The following is an 18,301-nucleotide window of genomic DNA, read 5'->3' as shown; positions in this document are numbered from 1 at the left end:
CACGTGAAAGATTTACCGAAGTGTAAGTTGACGGCGAGCCTCAAAGAGTCCTATTGAAACAGCATTGCTTAAGTTGAGGCTTCTTACTCCCGGTTCATCCATGGGAATTGAGAGTAGGGCTTCTGCTGGACACTGATTGAGAAATTCTTTTCCAAGCCCCGTAGTTTCGCTTCCAAACACAAGGTAGTCGCCAGGTTCAAATTTGGCTTCGTAATACGGTTTGTCTGAGAACTTCGTAAAGTACCAACACTGTTTTGCGGTACCTGAACTCTGAAATGCTTCCCAACTCCTATGTTGAGTGATGGTAACATAAGGCCAGTAATCGAGACCTGCTCGTCTTACTGCCTTTTCAGATATATCAAAACCAAGCTGTCCTACGAGATGCAAGGGGGTGCGGGTCGCAGCACATGTTCGGGCAATCGAGCCCGTATTTTGGGGTATTGTTGGTTCAACTAAAACGATATTCATGTCATACTCTACTGACATTATGGTAGGTAATTCTCTCTTAAACGCAACCGTGGTTGACAATCTTCTTTTGTCGCCTGGGTTATTTCTCCTTCGGGTTCTTCCAGATGCCCCTATCCCAGACTTTAAGCCTGGACAATATGTAGCACTCGGATTGCCTCTCGCTGAAACAGCAGCCGGTCAAAGTGCTTCGCCTCGGAGATCCCTCACAAAACGGGCCTATAGTATTGCCTCATCTCCATCTGATAAGGATGCACTCGAGTTCTATATTGCGAGAGTTGAGGATGGCGCACTTTCACCTGGGCTCTCAGAACTACGAGCAGGTGACAGGCTTTTCGTACAAAAGAAGTTCACAGGAGCCTTCACCACATGCGAAGTAGTAGCTGGCAAGAATCTCATACTCATTGCCACTGGAACAGGGATTGCTCCGTTCATTTCTATGTTGAGAACACCAGAGGTATTAAGGAGATTCGGGAGAATAACGATTCTCCACGGAGTTCGATATAAGCGAGATCTTGCATATGCTGAAGAGATTACGACTTTGATAAACTCAGCAGAATATGATCTGGAATACTTTCGAGCCGTCAGTAGAGAAGAGGTGGAAGAGGAGGGATTGAGAACTGGCTATGTACAGTCTTATGTAGCAGAAGGTCTCGTAACCGTGAATAAGGAGACTGATCATGTATTTCTGTGTGGCAATCCTAGTATGATTGAATCAGTCGTGACGCTACTGACAGCAGCTGGTTTTCAAGAACACTCTCGGAAGCAATCAGGGAATCTTCATTTGGAGAATTACTGGTAAGCACAAGTGGAGAAGCTGGCATCCTGAATATTGGCAGTACATTGCCAGGGAAAAATGAAACAAGAGTTGAGTTTTTCCCCCTTCATATTTACTCTGTAGCAGCCGATGAACAGTATTGTTGCATGTGTTTGAATATCATGCTCGAAAGGAAGTTTCTAAAGAAGAGGAAAGACTGATGGCATTCAATATTTTTGATGAGATTCAAAAGCGTTCTAAGAGCCAGTGGATTGGCCTTGTTCGAGAACAGGTTTTTCGAGGACGTACTTGGATTCAGGAGAATGGAGAGGCATCCTTTCTTATTGGAATCGTGCTGGGGCTCAGTGTTGTGGTTTTTGCGAAGCCAGTCTTGATCATCGTTGCTCTTGTAGCTCTTGTCGGTGTCAGTTTCTATATGCTTGCTCCTGAACAGGCGCCTGAAATCTCTCAAGGAGAAGGAGTTTCCTCGAACAGAGACAAGGGGGCAGGCGAGGGAGAAAGCTCGGAACATCCGGCTGCCGATGAGCCAAGCTCTCCAGAAGAGACGAAACTCCATTAGCCTCTGAGCGGAAGCTATCCGAGTTAGAATGACCATTCGATTTATATCTCACTGAAAGTCCCAACAAAATCGTTCCTGATGCTAACTCCCTCGCATCCCAAGATATAAGAGGGTAAAGCGGTAGAAATGGAATGCCGAATATTCCAGTAGGAAAAGAGAAGGTTCTTTATGGCTTTTGGTGATTTTCTGGAGGTTGCTTGTGACCTCGACAAAATTGGGCTCATCTGGAATCCAGAGATTGGAGATGAGATTTCTAAACGGGAAAGTCCGGATCAAATATCAGTTTTAGTTGATACTGGCGGACTCACTCCTCCCGCACTGAGAGATTCGTATATTTGGTTGCCAACAGTCGAACAGATGATTCTCCAAATAGAAGTAAGACAAGCAATCTTATTTCACGCTGGATTGGAGATGTCAGAGTTTTCATATTGCTATAAGACCGTTATCAAATCAAAAAAAGGTGCCATCGAGGGAGCCGCGTATTCATTTCGCGAATCAATTGGTAAGGCGCTGCATGACCTTATTGTGGTTGAACGGGAGAGGTCTGTTCATTAGCCCCCTCTTTATCAGAGACTTCCTTACCTTGAGCCTTCAGCGATGAGTCGCCTTGAGATGAGGTCAAGCTTCTTTTGCGGGATCTTCTCTTTTTATTTTGCGATGAGAGCCGTGAGCGTAAAAGAAGGAAGCCTGCTCCTACGATAAGAGCAAGCAAGACCCATTCGATATTTTCGAGTAAGTGATCTTGGTGCTCCCATGTGCTGTATCCAATCGCCATCATTAACGGCACACTAACAAGGGCAGCGATTGCATCTGCGATGATGAAACGAGCGTAGCTCATTTTCACCGCACCGCACGCGATAAAGGTAACCATACGGAGATAAAAGAGGTGTCGAGCGAGGACAATAGTAAAGAAGCGATTCCGTTCAAGCCCCTGTTTGAAACGTTTTAGACGTCTTGGAGAAAGTTTTCTTTTGAACCACGGGCTGGAAAAAAGGGCGGAGCCCCACCTTCTCCCAATGATGAAAATGATAATATCTCCGGTGACCACTCCAAGATAGCATGTCGCGAATAAACCATAAATGTTCGCTTCTTCACGAAAGGCGAATACTCCGGCAGCGATAAGAGGGAGATCTTCTGGAATCGGGAGTCCGAGGGCACCCCCCATCAATAAGGTAAAGAGAATAAGGTAAATGAGGTAACCTTCAGTGGTAAGGAGTTGTTCCAAAGACATAGGCTATCCCAATTTCTCCACTTCTCGTATCCGGTTCTGGTCAAGTAAACGGATATCAGTGCGAGCTTTGAAGCGCGGTGCCTGCATATAGGCTTTTGGAATATAGTCAAAACCAGCGAGCCAGTCGTATATTGCTTCAGCCGCCAATCGATGCCCTATCTCATTCGGATGAAAATCAGCTCCTGGAATTACTTGTATTCGCTCTAAGGGAATATTTTCGTAGAGGCGAAAGAGATCGGTATTTGGTATGTTTTCAGCCTCGAGGAGCAACTGCACTTTGTCGTGCAGCGGATGAAAAGGATAATCTTTGTCAAGCGGAACACCGAAGAGTGGGAATACGACTGCTACGAGGGGCGTATTCTTTTTACGAGCAAATTTTGCGAGCTTCTCCACCGAGCCCTTAAAACTATTCCAAGACGCGTCTTCCTCAAAGAGTGTGTGGTAATATTCAATATAGCGAGAGTGTGTATTCGTATTATGAATCCGTTCAAGGAAGTAGCCGAGAGATTTCCAGTATGGAAGTATCTTTTTGAGTATTTGGGGCGGTTGATAGGGGCCAAACTGGTTTTTGCCGGTCAGTCCCGTTGGCTGGTATGACTTGCGCTGAGGGTCGTTGAGGGTAATTTGTAAAATGAGAAGATCGGCACCTTCAGTCACCGCCCTTTTTGCTTCAGTTACCTCATGAGAGGTTGAGAAGCCAGGTACGCCATAGTTGATTACTTCAATATGCGATGATTGCTGATTTGAGTCCGCGCTCATCCGCAAAAAGCGCTCTAATCGAGCAGGAAACGCATCATCAACCTGCATGTATGGGGCAAAGGTAAAGGAGTCTCCTAATACCGCAATGCGATAGACCTCTGGGGGTTTGCGAGGATTATATTGGTTTCCTTGGAGTGTAGTGGCATTCTTCGGGTTTATGTACGCCACTGGACGGTCATTCCATATTGGGACGCGAGAACCCATCCCGCTACTGAGTCGATACAACCCTTCGACTAATACGAGGGCGAATACAAGTCCGATAAGACTCATGAACAGCAGGACAGTGGCACTCTTGATAACTCGAAACATAATGGGTTTAGGGTAACGATCTCAACTCATCTTGTCGAGGACTGTCCTTTTCAGGGAGAAATATGGGAGTCTTTTGAGACGAAGGCTCTGTCGGAAGTCGCCTAGAGAGATGAGGGGTGAACTATCCGTCGTTTTTTAAAGCAATTGCTCTATTGAGAAGCTCCATCAGGACCTGTAAGGCACCACGCTCTTGCTCGGATACCTTCTCTGATTTCTGGTCGCAAACTCTATCTCCGTAGATTAAGCCTACGCGCCTGTTATCAAAACCCACTGGCATAAGTACAAAACTCCTTCCACCAGAGAGTAAGGGCTCGCCCGTAAAGACAAGGCGATTTTCTGCAATCGCTATTGACCAGTTGTCTGTTGGTTGTTCTGAATCAAAGGGGCGTACGAACTGCTTCGGTTCAAAATCGGGGATATCTCCGAGTGCCATTCGTCCGGTGAGATTCTGCTTTTTCTTGTCGAATAAAAGGAGAAGCACTCTTTCGAATTTTAGGCTCCATGCCAGTGTTTCCATCACTGTTGTGATAATGGACGACAGAGGTTCGTGTTGTTCGACGGCCGTACGTACTTCTACAATGAACTGCGACAGATCCTCACTACTCGCTTCGGGAGAGATTGATTCTTTGTCTGATTCAGCGCTCAGTGAAACATTCATGTTCACAACATCATCTGGGAGTGGTGGTAAAGCAACCTCCATGGATGAGCAATACTGATCGTAGCACTCTATGAAGCTCTGAACTGAATCGGTAAGGAGAGTGCTTGGAAGCGGGAGAATCTTATCAATTTCGATTATGGCAGTCTCAAGTTGCTTTAATGGGTCCTCCCCGGAGAAGGCATCAGCGAGTGCTCCTCCTGCAAAGAGCGCTTGGGCAAGCTCGCCCGATGGTCCTGTTGATAAGATACGTTCCATCTCTTTCTGTGCTTTTTCACCGGGCAATAGAGCCGCCCGTTCTAAGGAAGAGGTTGTTTGGAGTATGGACTGATATTCGGTCGGAAGATTGAGCTCTTGTAATACTTCAAGACTGATTTCAATAGGAGTCAGTCCTACGAGCTCTTGTATGCCTTTCGAGATGGTAATTCCTTTTGATGCTGCTCTGTTTTTTGCTGAATCAAATAGCTTCGGAAAATAGAAAGAGATGAGCAGGAGGCCCAACTCACCAAATGTACCCGCCAGATAAGCAGCCTCGTTTCTTCCTTGATGCGCAGAATCCGAAGTTCTGGAAGACGAGTGAGGGCTTGCTTCCCTCGACTCTGTTGCAATCATGCTCGTTAAAAGAGAAGTGGTGATGGTTCTTTGAAAACATTGGGCAAAGGGTCCACTTCGTCGGGTGAGCGGGATGAATTTCTGCAAGAGGACAAGGTTCGTACACAGCTCCGCAATCGGGCGCATGCCAATCTGTATGACTGCTTGGCTCACGGTGAGTATTGGTTTGCTTCTCCCATAGAAGGAGCTATTTACAAGATGGAGCACTCGAGCTCCCAGTGTAGGTTCCCGCAGAATGAGTTCTGCCACTTGTTGGGTAGTAGTCTCTGGGCGCGAGGTAATATCTTGTATTTGACTCACTAGCCGGGCGCTTGCGGGGAAATCTCCATCCTTTCCCAGAGCGCCCTTCAGTTTTTTTAAGAAATCTGAGGATGAGTACGTTGATTGAGGATTTGGTATATTCGGCTTCATCTGACGTTTATCCTTCTGTGATTGCATATTGGAGGGTCAATTCCCGAATAACCTCAAGGAGATCGTTAGGTCGAAAAGGCTTTGGGTAGAATGCGTTTGCTCCGGCACCGAAGGCGGCGAGTTGATCAGTATCAAAGGCTCGAGAGCTTAAGACAACGATCGGGATTTGGCGTGAGTCCTCTCCTGCTGCTCGAACAAATTTTATGAGCTCAAGGCCACTTTCTCCTGGCATCGAAATCTCAGTAAGCAGGACATCTGGCTGGAAATCTTTGAGTACCTGTCGAGCAGAATCGACCGTTTCTCTGACCTCTACGATTGCACCAGCTGCATGTAAAATATTCTCTAGAATATTTCTTGTGTCGCTATGATCATCAACAACCAAAATCGAGAGCCCATCAAGTTTCGTCATGGCTTGAGCTTCAGGATTCTCTGTCTCACTTGCTTGATAGTGGCTGTGGCTTGTCGGATAGGTGAGTATGAAACGTGAACCGCCGCCAGGATTGTCTTCGGCTCGAATCTCTCCCATATTGAGCTCTACGAGCTTTTTGGTTAGGGCTAGCCCAAGCCCAGTTCCCACCTGTTGCTGGCTATATGGATTTCCAGTTCGGTTAAACCGTTCAAATATATCTGACTTCTCTTGATCGCTTAGTCCCACACCAGTGTCATGCACTGATATCTCAATCATTTCCTCGACTTGTCGTGCCTCAATCCAGGCGCTACCTCCTGCTGGAGTATATTTAATAGCATTAGAAACGAGGTTTATGAGAATCTGTTGAAAATGCTTACGATCACACAAGAACTCCAAGTCGCTTAGCTCCTCAGACAAGTCGAGGTCTCGTAACGTAACTCCTTTTTCAAAAGCACTTTGTTTCATGAGCTGATACGCATTTTCTAGCATTTCACGAAGTGAGAGGGGAACGATCTTAGCCTCTTCCTTGCCAGCTTCCACCCGCGCAAGATTGAGGACGTCATCAATAAGGCTTTTGAGATGTTCACTGGATCGAATGATTGCAGAAAGCCCTTCCCGTTGTTGCGGGGTGACCTCTCCTAATATTTCATCATTCATTATGCTTGAGTATCCAAGAATAGCCGTTATTGGAGTACGTAGCTCATGAGTCATATTTGCAAGGAAGTGAGACTTTGCCTCGTTTGCTTGCTTCGCTTTATCGGTTTGAATTTCTAATTCAGCCGTCCTTTTTTCTACGAGCTCTTCAAGTCTTTCTGTATACGCTTTGAGTTGTGTTTGAGCGATGCTGTTGCTAATCGCAAGGGCGGTGCCCCTACAGAATTCTTCGAATCGAATGACCTCTTGAGCATCATAAGCATGTTGCCGGCGAAATCCGACAATCATTGTTCCCAGAATTTTCTCTTGTACCTCAAGACAGCATATATGGAGTGATAGAACTCCTAGTTTTTGAAGATAATTGATCTTATGATTCTTATGTTTTGTGAGATCGCTAATACTGAGTTGACCTCCTGTGCTCATCACCTGTCCAATAAGCCCTTCATGTTGTGATATGGTCGACGGAATCTGTTTGGGATTGCAGCCATAGGCACCCGTAAGTTCGAGTGAATTTTGCAGAGGATTACAGAGATAGATAACCGAGATGTCCGCTGAAAAGTTAAAGGCGCTTTCACGGACCAAACCTTTCATGAGCCGTTCAAGGCCCGTGTTGTGGATAAGAATCTCATTGAGGGAATTCAGGATTTGTAACCTCTCTTGAAGATGCTGATTCTCTGCCCATGACTTTTTATGGATGTAAGCCGTTGAACAGCACTGAATGAGAGGGGTGAGAGTATCAGTCTTCAATTCCTCTGAACTCTGGATCACTACAGCACCGATCCATTCGTCTCCGTGATACAAAGGGAAAACATAATGTGGTGGTCTCTGTTTTTGCAGCGATTCAGTCTCGGTGATCAATGGTTTTTGATAATCAAGAACGCCAGTAGAGTAGACACTCTCCGCGTTTGTTCCTGTTTCGGAGCCTTTCACATAAACACATACTCCTGTGGCATGAGATCGTGAGATAAGGTGCGAGGCAATCTGGGCATAAATTTCTGTTGCTGCTTTTCCGTCAGAAATTGCTTGAAGAATGTTTGAGATAGCACCATTGAAAGACGCTTGGCTTGTTGGTTGCTGAGAGACATCTTTCTCCCTGTGCGCCACGGTGTTTTTTTGATTCTTTTTATTCATCACGCGGTTTCTTGCCGGGTCTTCCTCTGCTCTCAGTGGGATTCCAGAGGGAATTGTAACCACTCGAAAACGTTCCCTCTTTTAGATCGACCGATATCTCGAAGAGCTTTAGGAAGAGTTGTTGCCAAGAAAGCGCAGATAAAGCTAGTGATATCAATAGGGTAGGGTGGCTCCGATGGCTGCCTCGGGAACACGGACCCTTCTTAGCCGCTCAGTGGCTTCAGCGGTATAGGGCAACACCGTGTGACGTACCGTCAGAAGCAAGACAAATATTGAGTCCAACGACGCGGGGGAGAGCTGGTATACAGCCTCCCCTTTTGAGGGCGTTTGAGCGCAGCGCCTCGTTCTTTATCTTTTAATCAGCGAGCTCTGGAGTGAATCCCTTACGCATCGTGTTTTCCGTAATTGTTCGTGGCTCTACAAACTGAAGGAGATAGTCTGGACCACCAGCTTTAGACCCGATACCAGAAAGACGGAATCCACCAAAGGGTTGCCGTCCGACTATTGCTCCAGTGATACCTCGGTTCAGGTATAGGTTCCCCACTTCGAACGCAGCGCGTGCTCGCTCAAGATGGGATGGACTGCGGGTATACACACCTCCAGTGAGTGCATAGTCTGAATCATTCGCCATTGCGAGTGCCTCTTCAAATGAGTCAGCAGAGCGAATGCAGAGAACAGGAGCGAATGCTTCTTCACGCCAGAGTGGATCCGTTGTTGGAACATCTCGAAAAATAGTTACTGGCGTAAAGAACCCTGAATCTGGGCACTCTCCTATGCAACCAAGGCTGAGATGCGCTTTTCGTTCTTCTATCAGCCTGCGAACGCGGCTCTGGCTTTCAGCGTCGATCAGTGGACCTAAAAATGCCTCAGGCTGTTCAGCTGGAGCAACAATCAGAGCCTGTGCTGCCTCTATGAGCCGTTCTGTGAATCGCTCATAAGCATCCTGTAACACGATGACTCTTGAGCAGGCAGAGCATTTCTGTCCAGCAAAACCGAAGGCTGAATACAGCACACCCTTGACCGCTTCATCGAAGTCAGCATCATCATCGACTATAATCGTATTTTTCCCTCCCAGCTCAAGAATTACTTTCTTAATATGTCGCTGTTCTGGTGTTACTCGAGATGTATTCTGTAGGATCTCGAGCCCTACCTGTCGCGATCCCGTAAAACAGACAAGATGCACTTCTTCATGCTGAACAAGATATGCGCCCACTTCTTCTCCAATCCCAGGGAGGAATGCAAAAGCAGATTCTGGTATCCCTGCTTGGTAGATAAGGCGAGCGAGTTCAGCTCCGATAAGTGATGTCTGTTCGGCAGGCTTGAGCACTGTCGTATTCCCACATATCAGGGAAGCAACAGTCATTCCTGCTGCAATAGCGAGAGGAAAGTTCCAAGGAGAAATCACTACCGACACACCTCGGGGTGCGTACGAATAGTGATTGGTTTCTCCATTCAAGAAAGGCATCAAGTGTTGTGGTTTTGCCATTTCAGCGGCGAGTTCAGCGTAGTAGTCACAAAAGTCAATCGCTTCGCACACATCCGCATCGGCTTCTCCCCACGGCTTACCTGCTTCCAGTACCATGAGAGCAGCAAGCTCCCTGCGCTCTGCTCGCATTCCAGCCGCGAGTTTGCGAATGAGGTCAGCCCGATATTCAAAGCTCGTTTCAGCCCACTGTTTTTGCCCTGCGGAAAGCAGTGTGATTGCTTCGGATGCTTGAGAAATTGATGCGAAATAAACCTCCCCGAGTACTTGATCGCTGTATGAGGGATTTAAGCTCTTTCCGAGCGTTGTGTTTTCTTTCCGCTCTTTGCCCCCAATGATTGGAATTGCTTTCAGCTCCCCACGGCTTGCTTTCGCACCTATTGTAGTCAGGGCTATTCCAAAAGCCTCAACTTCTTCTGGGAGTGAAAAGTCAAGCACAGGCTCATTTCGAAAATCATTAAGTGACATAACGCATCTCCTTCATTGCTATGAATCTTGTGGTGCTCGTAAAAGGGTATCGATGGCATGTTCATCGAAAAAGGTATGACGGAGAAATGATTCGTTTGATGTATTCTCCAATAGTCGTCGTACGAGATACCCCATGCCTGGAATGAGCTCTCCCAGTGGAACATAGAGCCTTACGAGTTGCCCGCTGTGTTGGAATGCTCGAGCGATTGGTTCGGCCATTCCGTATAACATCTGCAGCTCGTATTGTTTTGTGGTTACTCCTTTATGTTTCGCATACATACATGCGTGTGATAGCGAGCGAATATTATGCGAGCCGAAAGCTGGAAGGCATAACTCAGTATTGTCTAGTAATAGCTCGGTAATTCGCTCAAAGTTCCGATCGGAATCCGATTTTTTTGTGAACAAGGGATTTTCCCAGCTTTTCTGCGAGCAGGAGACTGTCTCCGAATCCCAATAAGCGCCTTTTACAAGACGCACTGCAATGGGTGCCCCCCGCTTTCTCGCAAATTCCAGCATGTCTTCAGCAAGAGCGAACGAATCACGAGCATATGCCTGAATTACTATTCCCGGATACGGATAATCTTGAAATTCAGGACTTCCGAATACATTTCTAAAAACCGCATAAATGATCGGGTTATGGCTTGTGTCTTCTGCATCACAGTACACCTGAACGTTTTTTTGTTTGGCTACTCGAACAAGTTCAGAGAGTCGCTCAGTGAGTATATCAACACTTTTTCTATAGTTGAGTGCATAGCACTGAGAGTAGAGAGCAGAGAGCTTCACTGATACGCACACTGGAGTTCGCTCTCCAGGGTGATCCTCAAGAATAGGCTTTGATGAGTCCCAGGTGGGGACGTGCTCCCCAAAAACTTCCATCGCTTTTCGATATCGTTCGAAGTAATCGAGCGCCTCTTGCTCACTAACGCAGTATTCACCGAGAAGGTCTACTGTAAAGGCGAGCTGAGAACCCCTAAGCCGCTTTAGCTCTCTCAGAGCATTTTCTGGGGAATCCCCTGCGATGAATTGTTTTGCCATTTGATAGACACTTTTTTGCACTGTCAGCGAGATCAGTTTGCCTCGCAAAGAGCCGGGACTCGCTTTTACTCCCCACCCGATGACTGGATGAATCTCCCTTGCAGACTCTCCGAGATACTCGGAGACATGGGCAGTAACGGAGTTGCTCGAAGAGAGTGAGGGCAGTACATCAACGAGTCGAAACATATCTGTTTTGAAACGCTGGAATTGCATTGACCATTGCATGATTTTGCTTGTCCAGAACTTTGAATTCAGGACCGATGGCTTATCTCTTGTAATCTGGCGAAATATTTCTTGACCAAATACCTTTACCTCTTTTTCCAGAAGAGAGCAATCAAGGTGGGTATTGTCCTCTGATGTATGAGAAATAGTTGATTCTTTAGTCATCTCTAATGCTAACACTCCCGAATACCTCCTTTATGGTCATCGTCATCTCACAACCGTTACCCTAACATGCTTTACGCAATAGTCGCTAAGAGTTGCCCTGAGCTCACCACGTCTCCTTCGGATACTTCTAGTCGTTCAACTGAACCTTTTGACTGACTATTAACCGTATGCTCCATTTTCATTGATTCAAGGAGAATGAGCGGCTCTCCAGCATTGATGGATTGCCCAACATCCGCCAATAATCGAAGCACCTTTCCTGGGAGAGGTGAGGTAATATTTCGTGTGCTCGCACTGGCGCCTGATTTTTCTTGTCGGAGTGCTGGACGCGAGAGGGTAATCAAGGAACTAAAAGCTTCACTCTCAACCCAAAACAGCTCATCAATTCTCTTGTCTCTCTGAAGAGGAACGACTCTTACCCTGGAGTGTATGCCATCAATCGTCAAATCATACTCGCGGATAAGGAGAGGTTCAGCTACTGCTGTTGTCTCCGTAATGATTGGTGTGATCGAAACCTCGTACGACCGGTCCTCGTGTAATATGTGAAACGTTTCGCGAGTATTTTGATGAACTGTGATTTCAGCAGCGATCCCTTTGCACTCTACTACAAAGGAACGGGTCGATATACCAGCCGAACGAAAGCCATCTTTTTCATTCCATGAGGATCCGCCTACGACCTCTTGAATTCCTTGATGGCTTTTATAAAGAGAAAGAATTGCCGCTATCCCATTCTGGAGCACCAGGGCATGTACCGAGGGAGTAGCTTCTTGCACTACTTTGGTAATATCGGTTGTATAAGAGGCATCTTGCCACGCAGGGGTTTTTAGAACTTTGAGCAAGAAAGGAATATTCGTTTCCACACCGAATATGCGGGCACTCTGTAGATTTTGAATCAAGGCGGTTGTCGCGTTTCTCCTTGATTCGCCGTGTTGAATGCACTTTGCTATCAGCGAATCGTAGTCCGATGTCACTGAGGAATCTCTTGTTACCGCGCTCTCTACTCTCAGTGGACGCAACTGATTAGGAAATATGCATTCCAGGAGTGTTCCAGTTTGCGGCAAGAAGTCGATTGAGCTTTCGGCGTTGATTCGAGCTTGAATTGCGTGACCTGAAGGAGTGAGATTCTCTAGCGGCTTTGAATAGCTTTTTAGCGATTTGCCCTCAGCAAGGTGAAGCTGGAGCGAAACAAGATCAATATCTAAAATTTCCTCAGTAACCGTATGTTCTACTTGTAGTCGTGGATTCACCTCAGTGAAGTAGTGGCTCTCGTCTTCAGTAACCAGAAATTCAACGGTAGCTAATCCCTGATATTTGAGTTTTTCAAAGAGTCGGATTGCATCCTTAAATAAGGCTTGCCGAAGATTTTCAGAGATACCTTGGGAGGGAGCTTCTTCAAGAATTTTCTGGTAGTTTCGTTGGGCAGAGCACTCTCTCTCGTGCAGGTGAACCACGTGCCCCTTGATGTCACCAGCTATCTGTACTTCTATATGCTTGATGCTCTTCAAGAAGGGCTCGATAAGGAGTGTTCCATCACCAAAGAATTTCTCAGCCTCTCTGCTTGCCGAAGCAACGGCGGGCTCGAATTCTTCGAAGGATTGCACGAGTCGCATTCCTCTGCCGCCTCCGCCGCCCCGTGCCTTAATCAATAGAGGATAGTTGAGACTCTTCGTGTCTTTTGTCTTTTTAAGAAACTGCTTCAGGGTGCTTGGCTCGACGCAGTGTGTTTCGACTACCGGAATTCCCAGCGTTTTCGCTCTCTCTTTCGTTTTCGCCTTATCGCCAAAGAGAGACAGAAGTTCAGGTGTCGGCCCGATGAATGCTATCCCAGCATTGTTGCACGCTTGGGCAAGTTCTGAGGATTCAGAAAGGAATCCGTATCCTGGATGAATTGCATCGGCGCCTGCTTCACGAGCCGCATTGATAATTATCTCCGGATGAAGAAAAACACGAGCGATGTTTGGCTCATCAAGCAGAATTGACTCGTCGCAACAATGAATATGGCCTGCACTCGGATCATAAATGGAGGCCAGGCCGATTGCAGAGCGCTGCTCATGGCGAAGTGTCCTTGCTATGCGCCTTGCGATTTCGCCCCGATTCGCTATCAGAACTTTTTGATATCTCTTCTCTGTCATGGATCCCTACATTCTAAAAACGCCAAACGTGCTCTCTTCAGGTTCATGTCGCGTGACTACGCCCAGGGCAAGACTCAAGACTCGTCTGGTATCTTGCGGAAGAATCACTCCGTCATCCCAAAGACGCGCTGTTGAATAATAAGCGTCGGCTTGATGTTCATATTGCTCTAAAATTTCACGGGAAAAAGCATCGAGAGCCTTTTCATCTACTTTTCCATTCTTCTTCAGGGAAGAGTCTCGCTTTACGTTCGTAAGTACTGTTGCTGCTTGTTCAGGACCCATGACAGAGGTCTGAGCGTTGGGCCACAGGAAAAGGAAACGTGGATCATACGCTCTGCCACACATGGCGTAGTTGCCCGCACCAAAAGAGCCGCCAACGACCACCGTAAGTTTTGGCACTTTCGCATTCGCTACCGCATGAACAAGTTTTGCTCCATGTTTCGCAATCCCTCCGTGCTCGTACTCTTTGCCGACCATGAAGCCCACTATGTTTTGGATGAACAACAGCGGAATCTTTCGCTGGCAGCAGAGCTCAATGAAATGGGCTCCCTTCTGCGCACTCTCTGAGAAGAGAATTCCATCATTCGCTATTATGCCAACAGGATATCCTTCGATGCGTGCAAAGGCAGTAATCAGCGTATTCCCAAAATCTCGCTTAAATTCACTAAGTGAGCCACCATCGAGTATGTGCCCGAGAGCCTCACGCATCGGAAACGGTTTTTTACGATCGGTTGGAACAAGAGTAGGTAAAAGAGTTGGAGAATGAAGAGGCGCGGTTGATTTTGCACGAATCTCCCAACGAGAGTCTGGTTCAAAGTGCATCACGAGTTCTCGAACCATTTTGAGGGCCTCGTAATCATCCTTGGCCGTATAGTCAGAGACTCCACTGATTGTACCATGAACATGAGCGCCGCCGAGGTCCTCCGCACTCACTTCCTCTCCTGTTGCTGCTTTTACGAGAGGTGGGCCGCCTAGGAATATAGTGCCTTGCTCCTCAACCATAATTACCTGATCGGACATCGCTGGAACGTAGGCTCCCCCAGCTGTACAAGAACCCATGACGCATGCAATTTGTGGAATGCGCTCCGCACTCAAGCGCGCCTGGTTGAAAAAGATGCGACCAAAATGCAGTCGATCGGGGAAGACCTCGTCTTGCTTTGGAAGATAAGCACCACCCGAATCAACGAGGTAAATGCAGGGAAGACGATTCTCAAAAGCAATATCTTGAGCACGTAGGTGTTTTTTTACCGTTGTTGGAAAATACGTACCACCCTTAACAGTCGCATCATTTGCAATAATCATGACGGGTCGTCCCATCACCTGACCAATTCCTGTTACGATTCCTGCTCCTGAAGGAATATCCCCGTAGAGCTCGTATCCTGCCAAAGGAGAAAGTTCTAAAAATGCACTTCCGGCATCTATCAACTCATCAATACGAGTGCGAACCGGGAGCTTCCCGCGCGCAATATGTCGTTCAAGTGCGCTGGCATCAATCGGATGAAGGGCTTGTTGGAGGAGTTCTTGATGTCGGGTGACGTAGGGTGCGTAATCACACTGAGCGATATGATCGTTTTGACCCTCATTTTTGCTGAGACCATTCCCTTCCATGACCCTCGTCCCCCTCAACAATAGTTGTCATGCTGTGTCTGCCATGGTGCTGGTAGTAGCTCCATAAACGACTGTTATCATTTAATCTTTACCCCTTTAGGTCAAGTTATTTCAGGATTTATAGGGTGATGTCCCGTGGGATATGAATTTTACGCGCATCCTTTTGCCTCTTGTGCCATCTGAATCGAGCAGGAAGCTCCGTAATAAGCGAGTTGTCCAAGGTTTTTTTCAAGTTTTTCTACTGTGTCACTCATCGGGTATCGGGGAGTTCTCTGCTCGGAACTGGAATGAGTCCTGAGCGCGTCTGTGCCAGAAGAGAAGGTTCCTCCCAGTTTTTTCAACAACAGCTTCACGCTTTTACGCTTCGTGATTTTCGCAGGTGAGGGAGTAGTAGCGGTCATCGATACGTCTTGATTCGAATCTCTAACTCCAGCCTCTGTCAAGTCAACATGGTGTGTATTGAGGTAAGTGAATGAAAAACGAAAATTGTAGCGAGGCTACGCAAAAAGCACAAAAAGCATCTCGTAGTAAAAGCCAACAGGCGAAGACTGAGCCCCTTGCAAGCGCCATGAATGATACACCACGTGGGGCAAGCGAGCAGCGCGCTGAGATCGTCGCGGGGCGAGGAGTGCTGGAATCCCGTCTTCAGGGAATAGCAAATATACGAAATTCGTTCACAGACTTTACGACAGCAGCATTTGCCACACGAGATGTGATTGGGATTTTTTTAAATGAGTGCGTGGATGAGATCAAGAAGATTGGATTTCATGTGCCACCATCTGATGAGTCTGAGCACCGAGAGGTTATCACCGATACATTAAGCAGTTCCCTGCGAGCGATGAAAATGCTCCTAGAGAGCGAGCTTGCCTCGGCTGAGCCAGAGGAGGTCAAACTCGAGGCGTATGGGCATATCCATCAACGGCTTGAACAGGCGATTTGCATCATGGAGGAAGCTTCGTATGACCAGGGCTGTATAGCGGATGATTATATTGAACCGCTAGCGTTTGAACTTTTAGAGTTACGTGCCGTGCTTGCAACAGGAGCACTTGAGGTGGCATCTCGACTCTTGAGTTCTCGAGTTCAGGCTGAGCTTGCCGTTCATCCGTTAGCATCCGAAAAAGGCACACTCATCCTCAGTATAAAGGAAGATTCTCTCTTTACTCGGATGTTTGAGCGTCAGGAGGAGCTTCGAGCATGTGTGCTCCCTGCAGTTCAAAAGACGGCATCGAGCATGGTGCAACACTTGTTGAGTTTTATCGATATGCTCAGTGAGCATCCGTCAGATCCGATTGGTTTTGGACGGCGAGCAAAGCGGGAAAGCCCCCCAATCCAAGCGAATGCAATGCTCGAGAGTTTGCGAGACACCTCCTATCAGTTAGACGAACATTTTAGCGCGCTTTCAAGTGAGACGCCGATGGATGTCAACTTTCGAGCCTATATACATAATATGGGGTATTGCCTTGGAATGTTTCAGATTGCTCTAAAGAGAAGAGTGAGAGATGGATGTATTCCCGATGGAGATGTATTAGCCGTCAAGGCACAGGCTCAATTAACATTTCGGGATCTTGCAACGGCCGTAAAGCAGCTCTCTCAAGTTGCTACTACTGATCTCCTTGAGGGGCGAGTGGAAGTCCGGGCACAATCTTCTCGCGATGTGGCATAAGACAGGAGCTCTCGGGAGGAAGAGCAAAGATATAAATCGCTACCCCCTGTAACAATCAGTGTTATTCGGTACTCCTGCAACGGATATGATACAGGCTCTCCCATCAACGACATCTGGAATTGTAAACTGGCTTATGAGCACCGGCTTGAGAGGCTGTTCCCCTCGAATCTTCAATACCGAGAATGTGCCTCCATCAATTTCTCGTAATTCAATGAATCTCGGGAAAAAAATGAAGTCGTGCCATGGCGATAGGGCCTTATACGCTGCCTCTTTCGCTGAGAACACATTCACTGGTGCCATTTTGTGTTCCTCTTTTGAAGCACAGACTCTTTGTTGAAAGCCGCGAGAAACACTTCTTTCTATCTGAATATCAAGCCCAAGAGGCTGTTCAGTCGCATGCAACAGTCCGACATATCCTTCCGAATGACTTAAGGAAGCATGAATCCCATTTGGAAATAGCGGCACTCGCTTCTCCGATGGCAAGATAGGTCCGATATCTCCAAGTGCTACTTTTACCAGTCTTCTACCAGCAAGAAATTCTCTTCGACGTTTCTCGGTTCTCAGTCTCTCAGCATGCTCGAGCTCTTTTGGATGTACCACAATGTGTGAGACCGCCTCGAAATGAGCGCACATCAGAGTGGGAGAATTCTTGAGGAGGGGGAAAGAATCAAACTCTTTTATCTGGGGCGTTTTCAATGTGATTCCCTTTTTCTCTTTGATAGCGTTGCTCCTGCTCGACGGTCAATGTACACTCACTGCGATGTCAAAGATACCACTGAAAACCGATAAAGAAATTGAGTACATGCGTGCCGCGTCGCGGATTACCGCTGAAGTGCTTGATAAGGTAGGAGATATCATCCGACCAGGGATCACTACAGAGCAGATTAATACCTTTGTTCACAATATGATAACCGAGAGGGGCGCAATTCCAGCGACTCTTGACTATCATGGCTTTCCCAAGTCGTCATGTACTTCTGTCAACGACGTCATTTGTCACGGTATTCCTTCTCCCTATGAGACATTGAAAGCGGGAGATATCATTAACGTTGATGTTACTTCTATCAAACATGGATATCATGGGGACTCGAGCCGAATGTATCTTGTCGGTGGTGAGGATGCGTGCTCAGAGGAGGCGGTAAAGCTTGTTCAGCTAACGCGTGAGGCTCTCTATCGAGGGATTGAAGCAGTTCGACCAGGAGCTCGGTTTGGGGACATTGGTGCAGCGATTCAAGAGTTTATCGAATCCTTAGAGAGGCCTTACGGAATTGTTCGCGAGTATACAGGGCATGGCATTGGGGCAGCATTTCACGAATCCCCCCAAATTCTTCACTTTGGTCGTCGCGGCACTGGTCCTGAAATTCGCCCGGGAATGACATTTACCATCGAGCCGATGATTAATCTTGGCACCGCAAAAACAGTTCTTTCCAAGGTGGATGGATGGACAGTCAGAACTGCGGATGGAGAATTGTCAGCCCAGTGGGAACACACCGTATTAGTTACTGAAGATGGGGTAGAGCGCCTGACACAATCAGAGCTCTTCGCTTAACCTGTTTCC

At 47.2% G+C, this 18,301-nt stretch carries 16 protein-coding genes; 5 read left to right on the top strand and 11 right to left on the bottom strand.

All coding sequences use genetic code 11. From position 1 onward, the window contains the following. Window positions 1-12: 12 nt before the first annotated feature. Window positions 13-468 (bottom strand): tRNA (cytidine(34)-2'-O)-methyltransferase, encoded by a 456-nt coding sequence (locus EBR25_01855; protein ID NBW39727.1) that lies wholly within the window; start codon window positions 466-468, stop codon window positions 13-15. Here EBR25_01855 and EBR25_01850 point away from each other — a divergent pair. The 3 genes from EBR25_01850 (at window position 467) to EBR25_01840 (ending at window position 2,357) form a co-directional block, all read left to right on the top strand. Next, on the top strand, window positions 467-1,267 hold the full coding sequence (locus EBR25_01850) for a ferredoxin--NADP reductase (GenBank protein NBW39726.1): 801 nt from the start codon (window positions 467-469) through the stop codon (window positions 1,265-1,267). The two genes, EBR25_01855 and EBR25_01850, sit on opposite strands and share 2 nt — an antisense overlap. A gap of 124 nt (window positions 1,268-1,391) precedes the next feature. Further along, window positions 1,392-1,802, top strand: a complete 411-nt coding sequence (locus EBR25_01845; protein NBW39725.1) for a hypothetical protein — start codon at window positions 1,392-1,394, stop codon at window positions 1,800-1,802. A gap of 168 nt (window positions 1,803-1,970) precedes the next feature. Then, window positions 1,971-2,357 carry a hypothetical protein gene (locus EBR25_01840; protein NBW39724.1) on the top strand — a complete coding sequence of 129 codons (387 nt, stop codon included), beginning with the start codon at window positions 1,971-1,973 and terminating at the stop codon, window positions 2,355-2,357. Here EBR25_01840 and EBR25_01835 read toward each other — a convergent pair. From EBR25_01835 to EBR25_01795, 9 genes are all read right to left on the bottom strand, one after another. After that, complete coding sequence (locus tag EBR25_01835; GenBank protein NBW39723.1) at window positions 2,323-3,033, bottom strand: DedA family protein; 711 nt, start codon at window positions 3,031-3,033, stop codon at window positions 2,323-2,325. The genes EBR25_01840 and EBR25_01835 overlap by 35 nt on opposite strands. Window positions 3,034-3,036: 3 nt before the next feature. After that, the gene (locus EBR25_01830) at window positions 3,037-4,101 is read right to left on the bottom strand and encodes an SGNH/GDSL hydrolase family protein (GenBank protein ID NBW39722.1); all 1,065 of its coding nucleotides are present in this window, start codon (window positions 4,099-4,101) and stop codon (window positions 3,037-3,039) included. 121 nt (window positions 4,102-4,222) lie between these two features. Beyond that, entirely contained in the window at window positions 4,223-5,806 is a 1,584-nt protein-coding gene (locus EBR25_01825; GenBank protein ID NBW39721.1) for an HDOD domain-containing protein, read from the bottom strand. Continuing rightward, window positions 5,787-8,036, bottom strand: a complete 2,250-nt coding sequence (locus tag EBR25_01820; protein NBW39720.1) for a response regulator — start codon at window positions 8,034-8,036, stop codon at window positions 5,787-5,789. Before EBR25_01820 ends, EBR25_01825 begins: the two co-directional genes overlap by 20 nt. A 292-nt stretch (window positions 8,037-8,328) precedes the next feature. Then, the gene (locus tag EBR25_01815) at window positions 8,329-9,924 is read right to left on the bottom strand and encodes an L-glutamate gamma-semialdehyde dehydrogenase (protein ID NBW39719.1); all 1,596 of its coding nucleotides are present in this window, start codon (window positions 9,922-9,924) and stop codon (window positions 8,329-8,331) included. An 18-nt stretch (window positions 9,925-9,942) separates the two neighbouring features. Further along, a complete protein-coding gene (locus tag EBR25_01810) occupies window positions 9,943-11,346 on the bottom strand; it encodes a hypothetical protein (GenBank protein ID NBW39718.1) in 1,404 nt (467 codons plus the stop codon). A gap of 71 nt (window positions 11,347-11,417) precedes the next feature. Then, window positions 11,418-13,475 carry an ATP-grasp domain-containing protein gene (locus tag EBR25_01805; GenBank protein NBW39717.1) on the bottom strand — a complete coding sequence of 686 codons (2,058 nt, stop codon included), beginning with the start codon at window positions 13,473-13,475 and terminating at the stop codon, window positions 11,418-11,420. A gap of 6 nt (window positions 13,476-13,481) precedes the next feature. Next, window positions 13,482-15,083 (bottom strand): methylcrotonoyl-CoA carboxylase, encoded by a 1,602-nt coding sequence (locus tag EBR25_01800; protein ID NBW39716.1) that lies wholly within the window; start codon window positions 15,081-15,083, stop codon window positions 13,482-13,484. Window positions 15,084-15,232: 149 nt separating this feature from the next. Then, window positions 15,233-15,484, bottom strand: coding sequence for a hypothetical protein (locus EBR25_01795; protein NBW39715.1), 252 nt, complete (start codon window positions 15,482-15,484; stop codon window positions 15,233-15,235). Window positions 15,485-15,555: 71 nt separating this feature from the next. On the opposite strand from EBR25_01795, the gene EBR25_01790 reads away from it, so the two are divergent. After that, a complete protein-coding gene (locus tag EBR25_01790) occupies window positions 15,556-16,746 on the top strand; it encodes a hypothetical protein (protein ID NBW39714.1) in 1,191 nt (396 codons plus the stop codon). A 39-nt stretch (window positions 16,747-16,785) separates the two neighbouring features. On the opposite strand, the gene EBR25_01785 is transcribed toward EBR25_01790, so the two are convergent. After that, window positions 16,786-17,442, bottom strand: coding sequence for a 4'-phosphopantetheinyl transferase superfamily protein (locus EBR25_01785; protein NBW39713.1), 657 nt, complete (start codon window positions 17,440-17,442; stop codon window positions 16,786-16,788). Between the two features lie 64 nt (window positions 17,443-17,506). On the opposite strand from EBR25_01785, the gene map reads away from it, so the two are divergent. Next, complete coding sequence (gene map, locus EBR25_01780) at window positions 17,507-18,292, top strand: type I methionyl aminopeptidase (GenBank protein ID NBW39712.1); 786 nt, start codon at window positions 17,507-17,509, stop codon at window positions 18,290-18,292. Window positions 18,293-18,301: the final 9 nt, after the last annotated feature.

The organism is bacterium (assembly GCA_009926305.1).
Lineage (GTDB): Bacteria > Bdellovibrionota_C > UBA2361 > UBA2361 > RFPC01 > RFPC01.
Note: the sequence above shows the minus strand (reverse complement) of the source record. Positions and strands in the feature narration are given on the sequence as shown.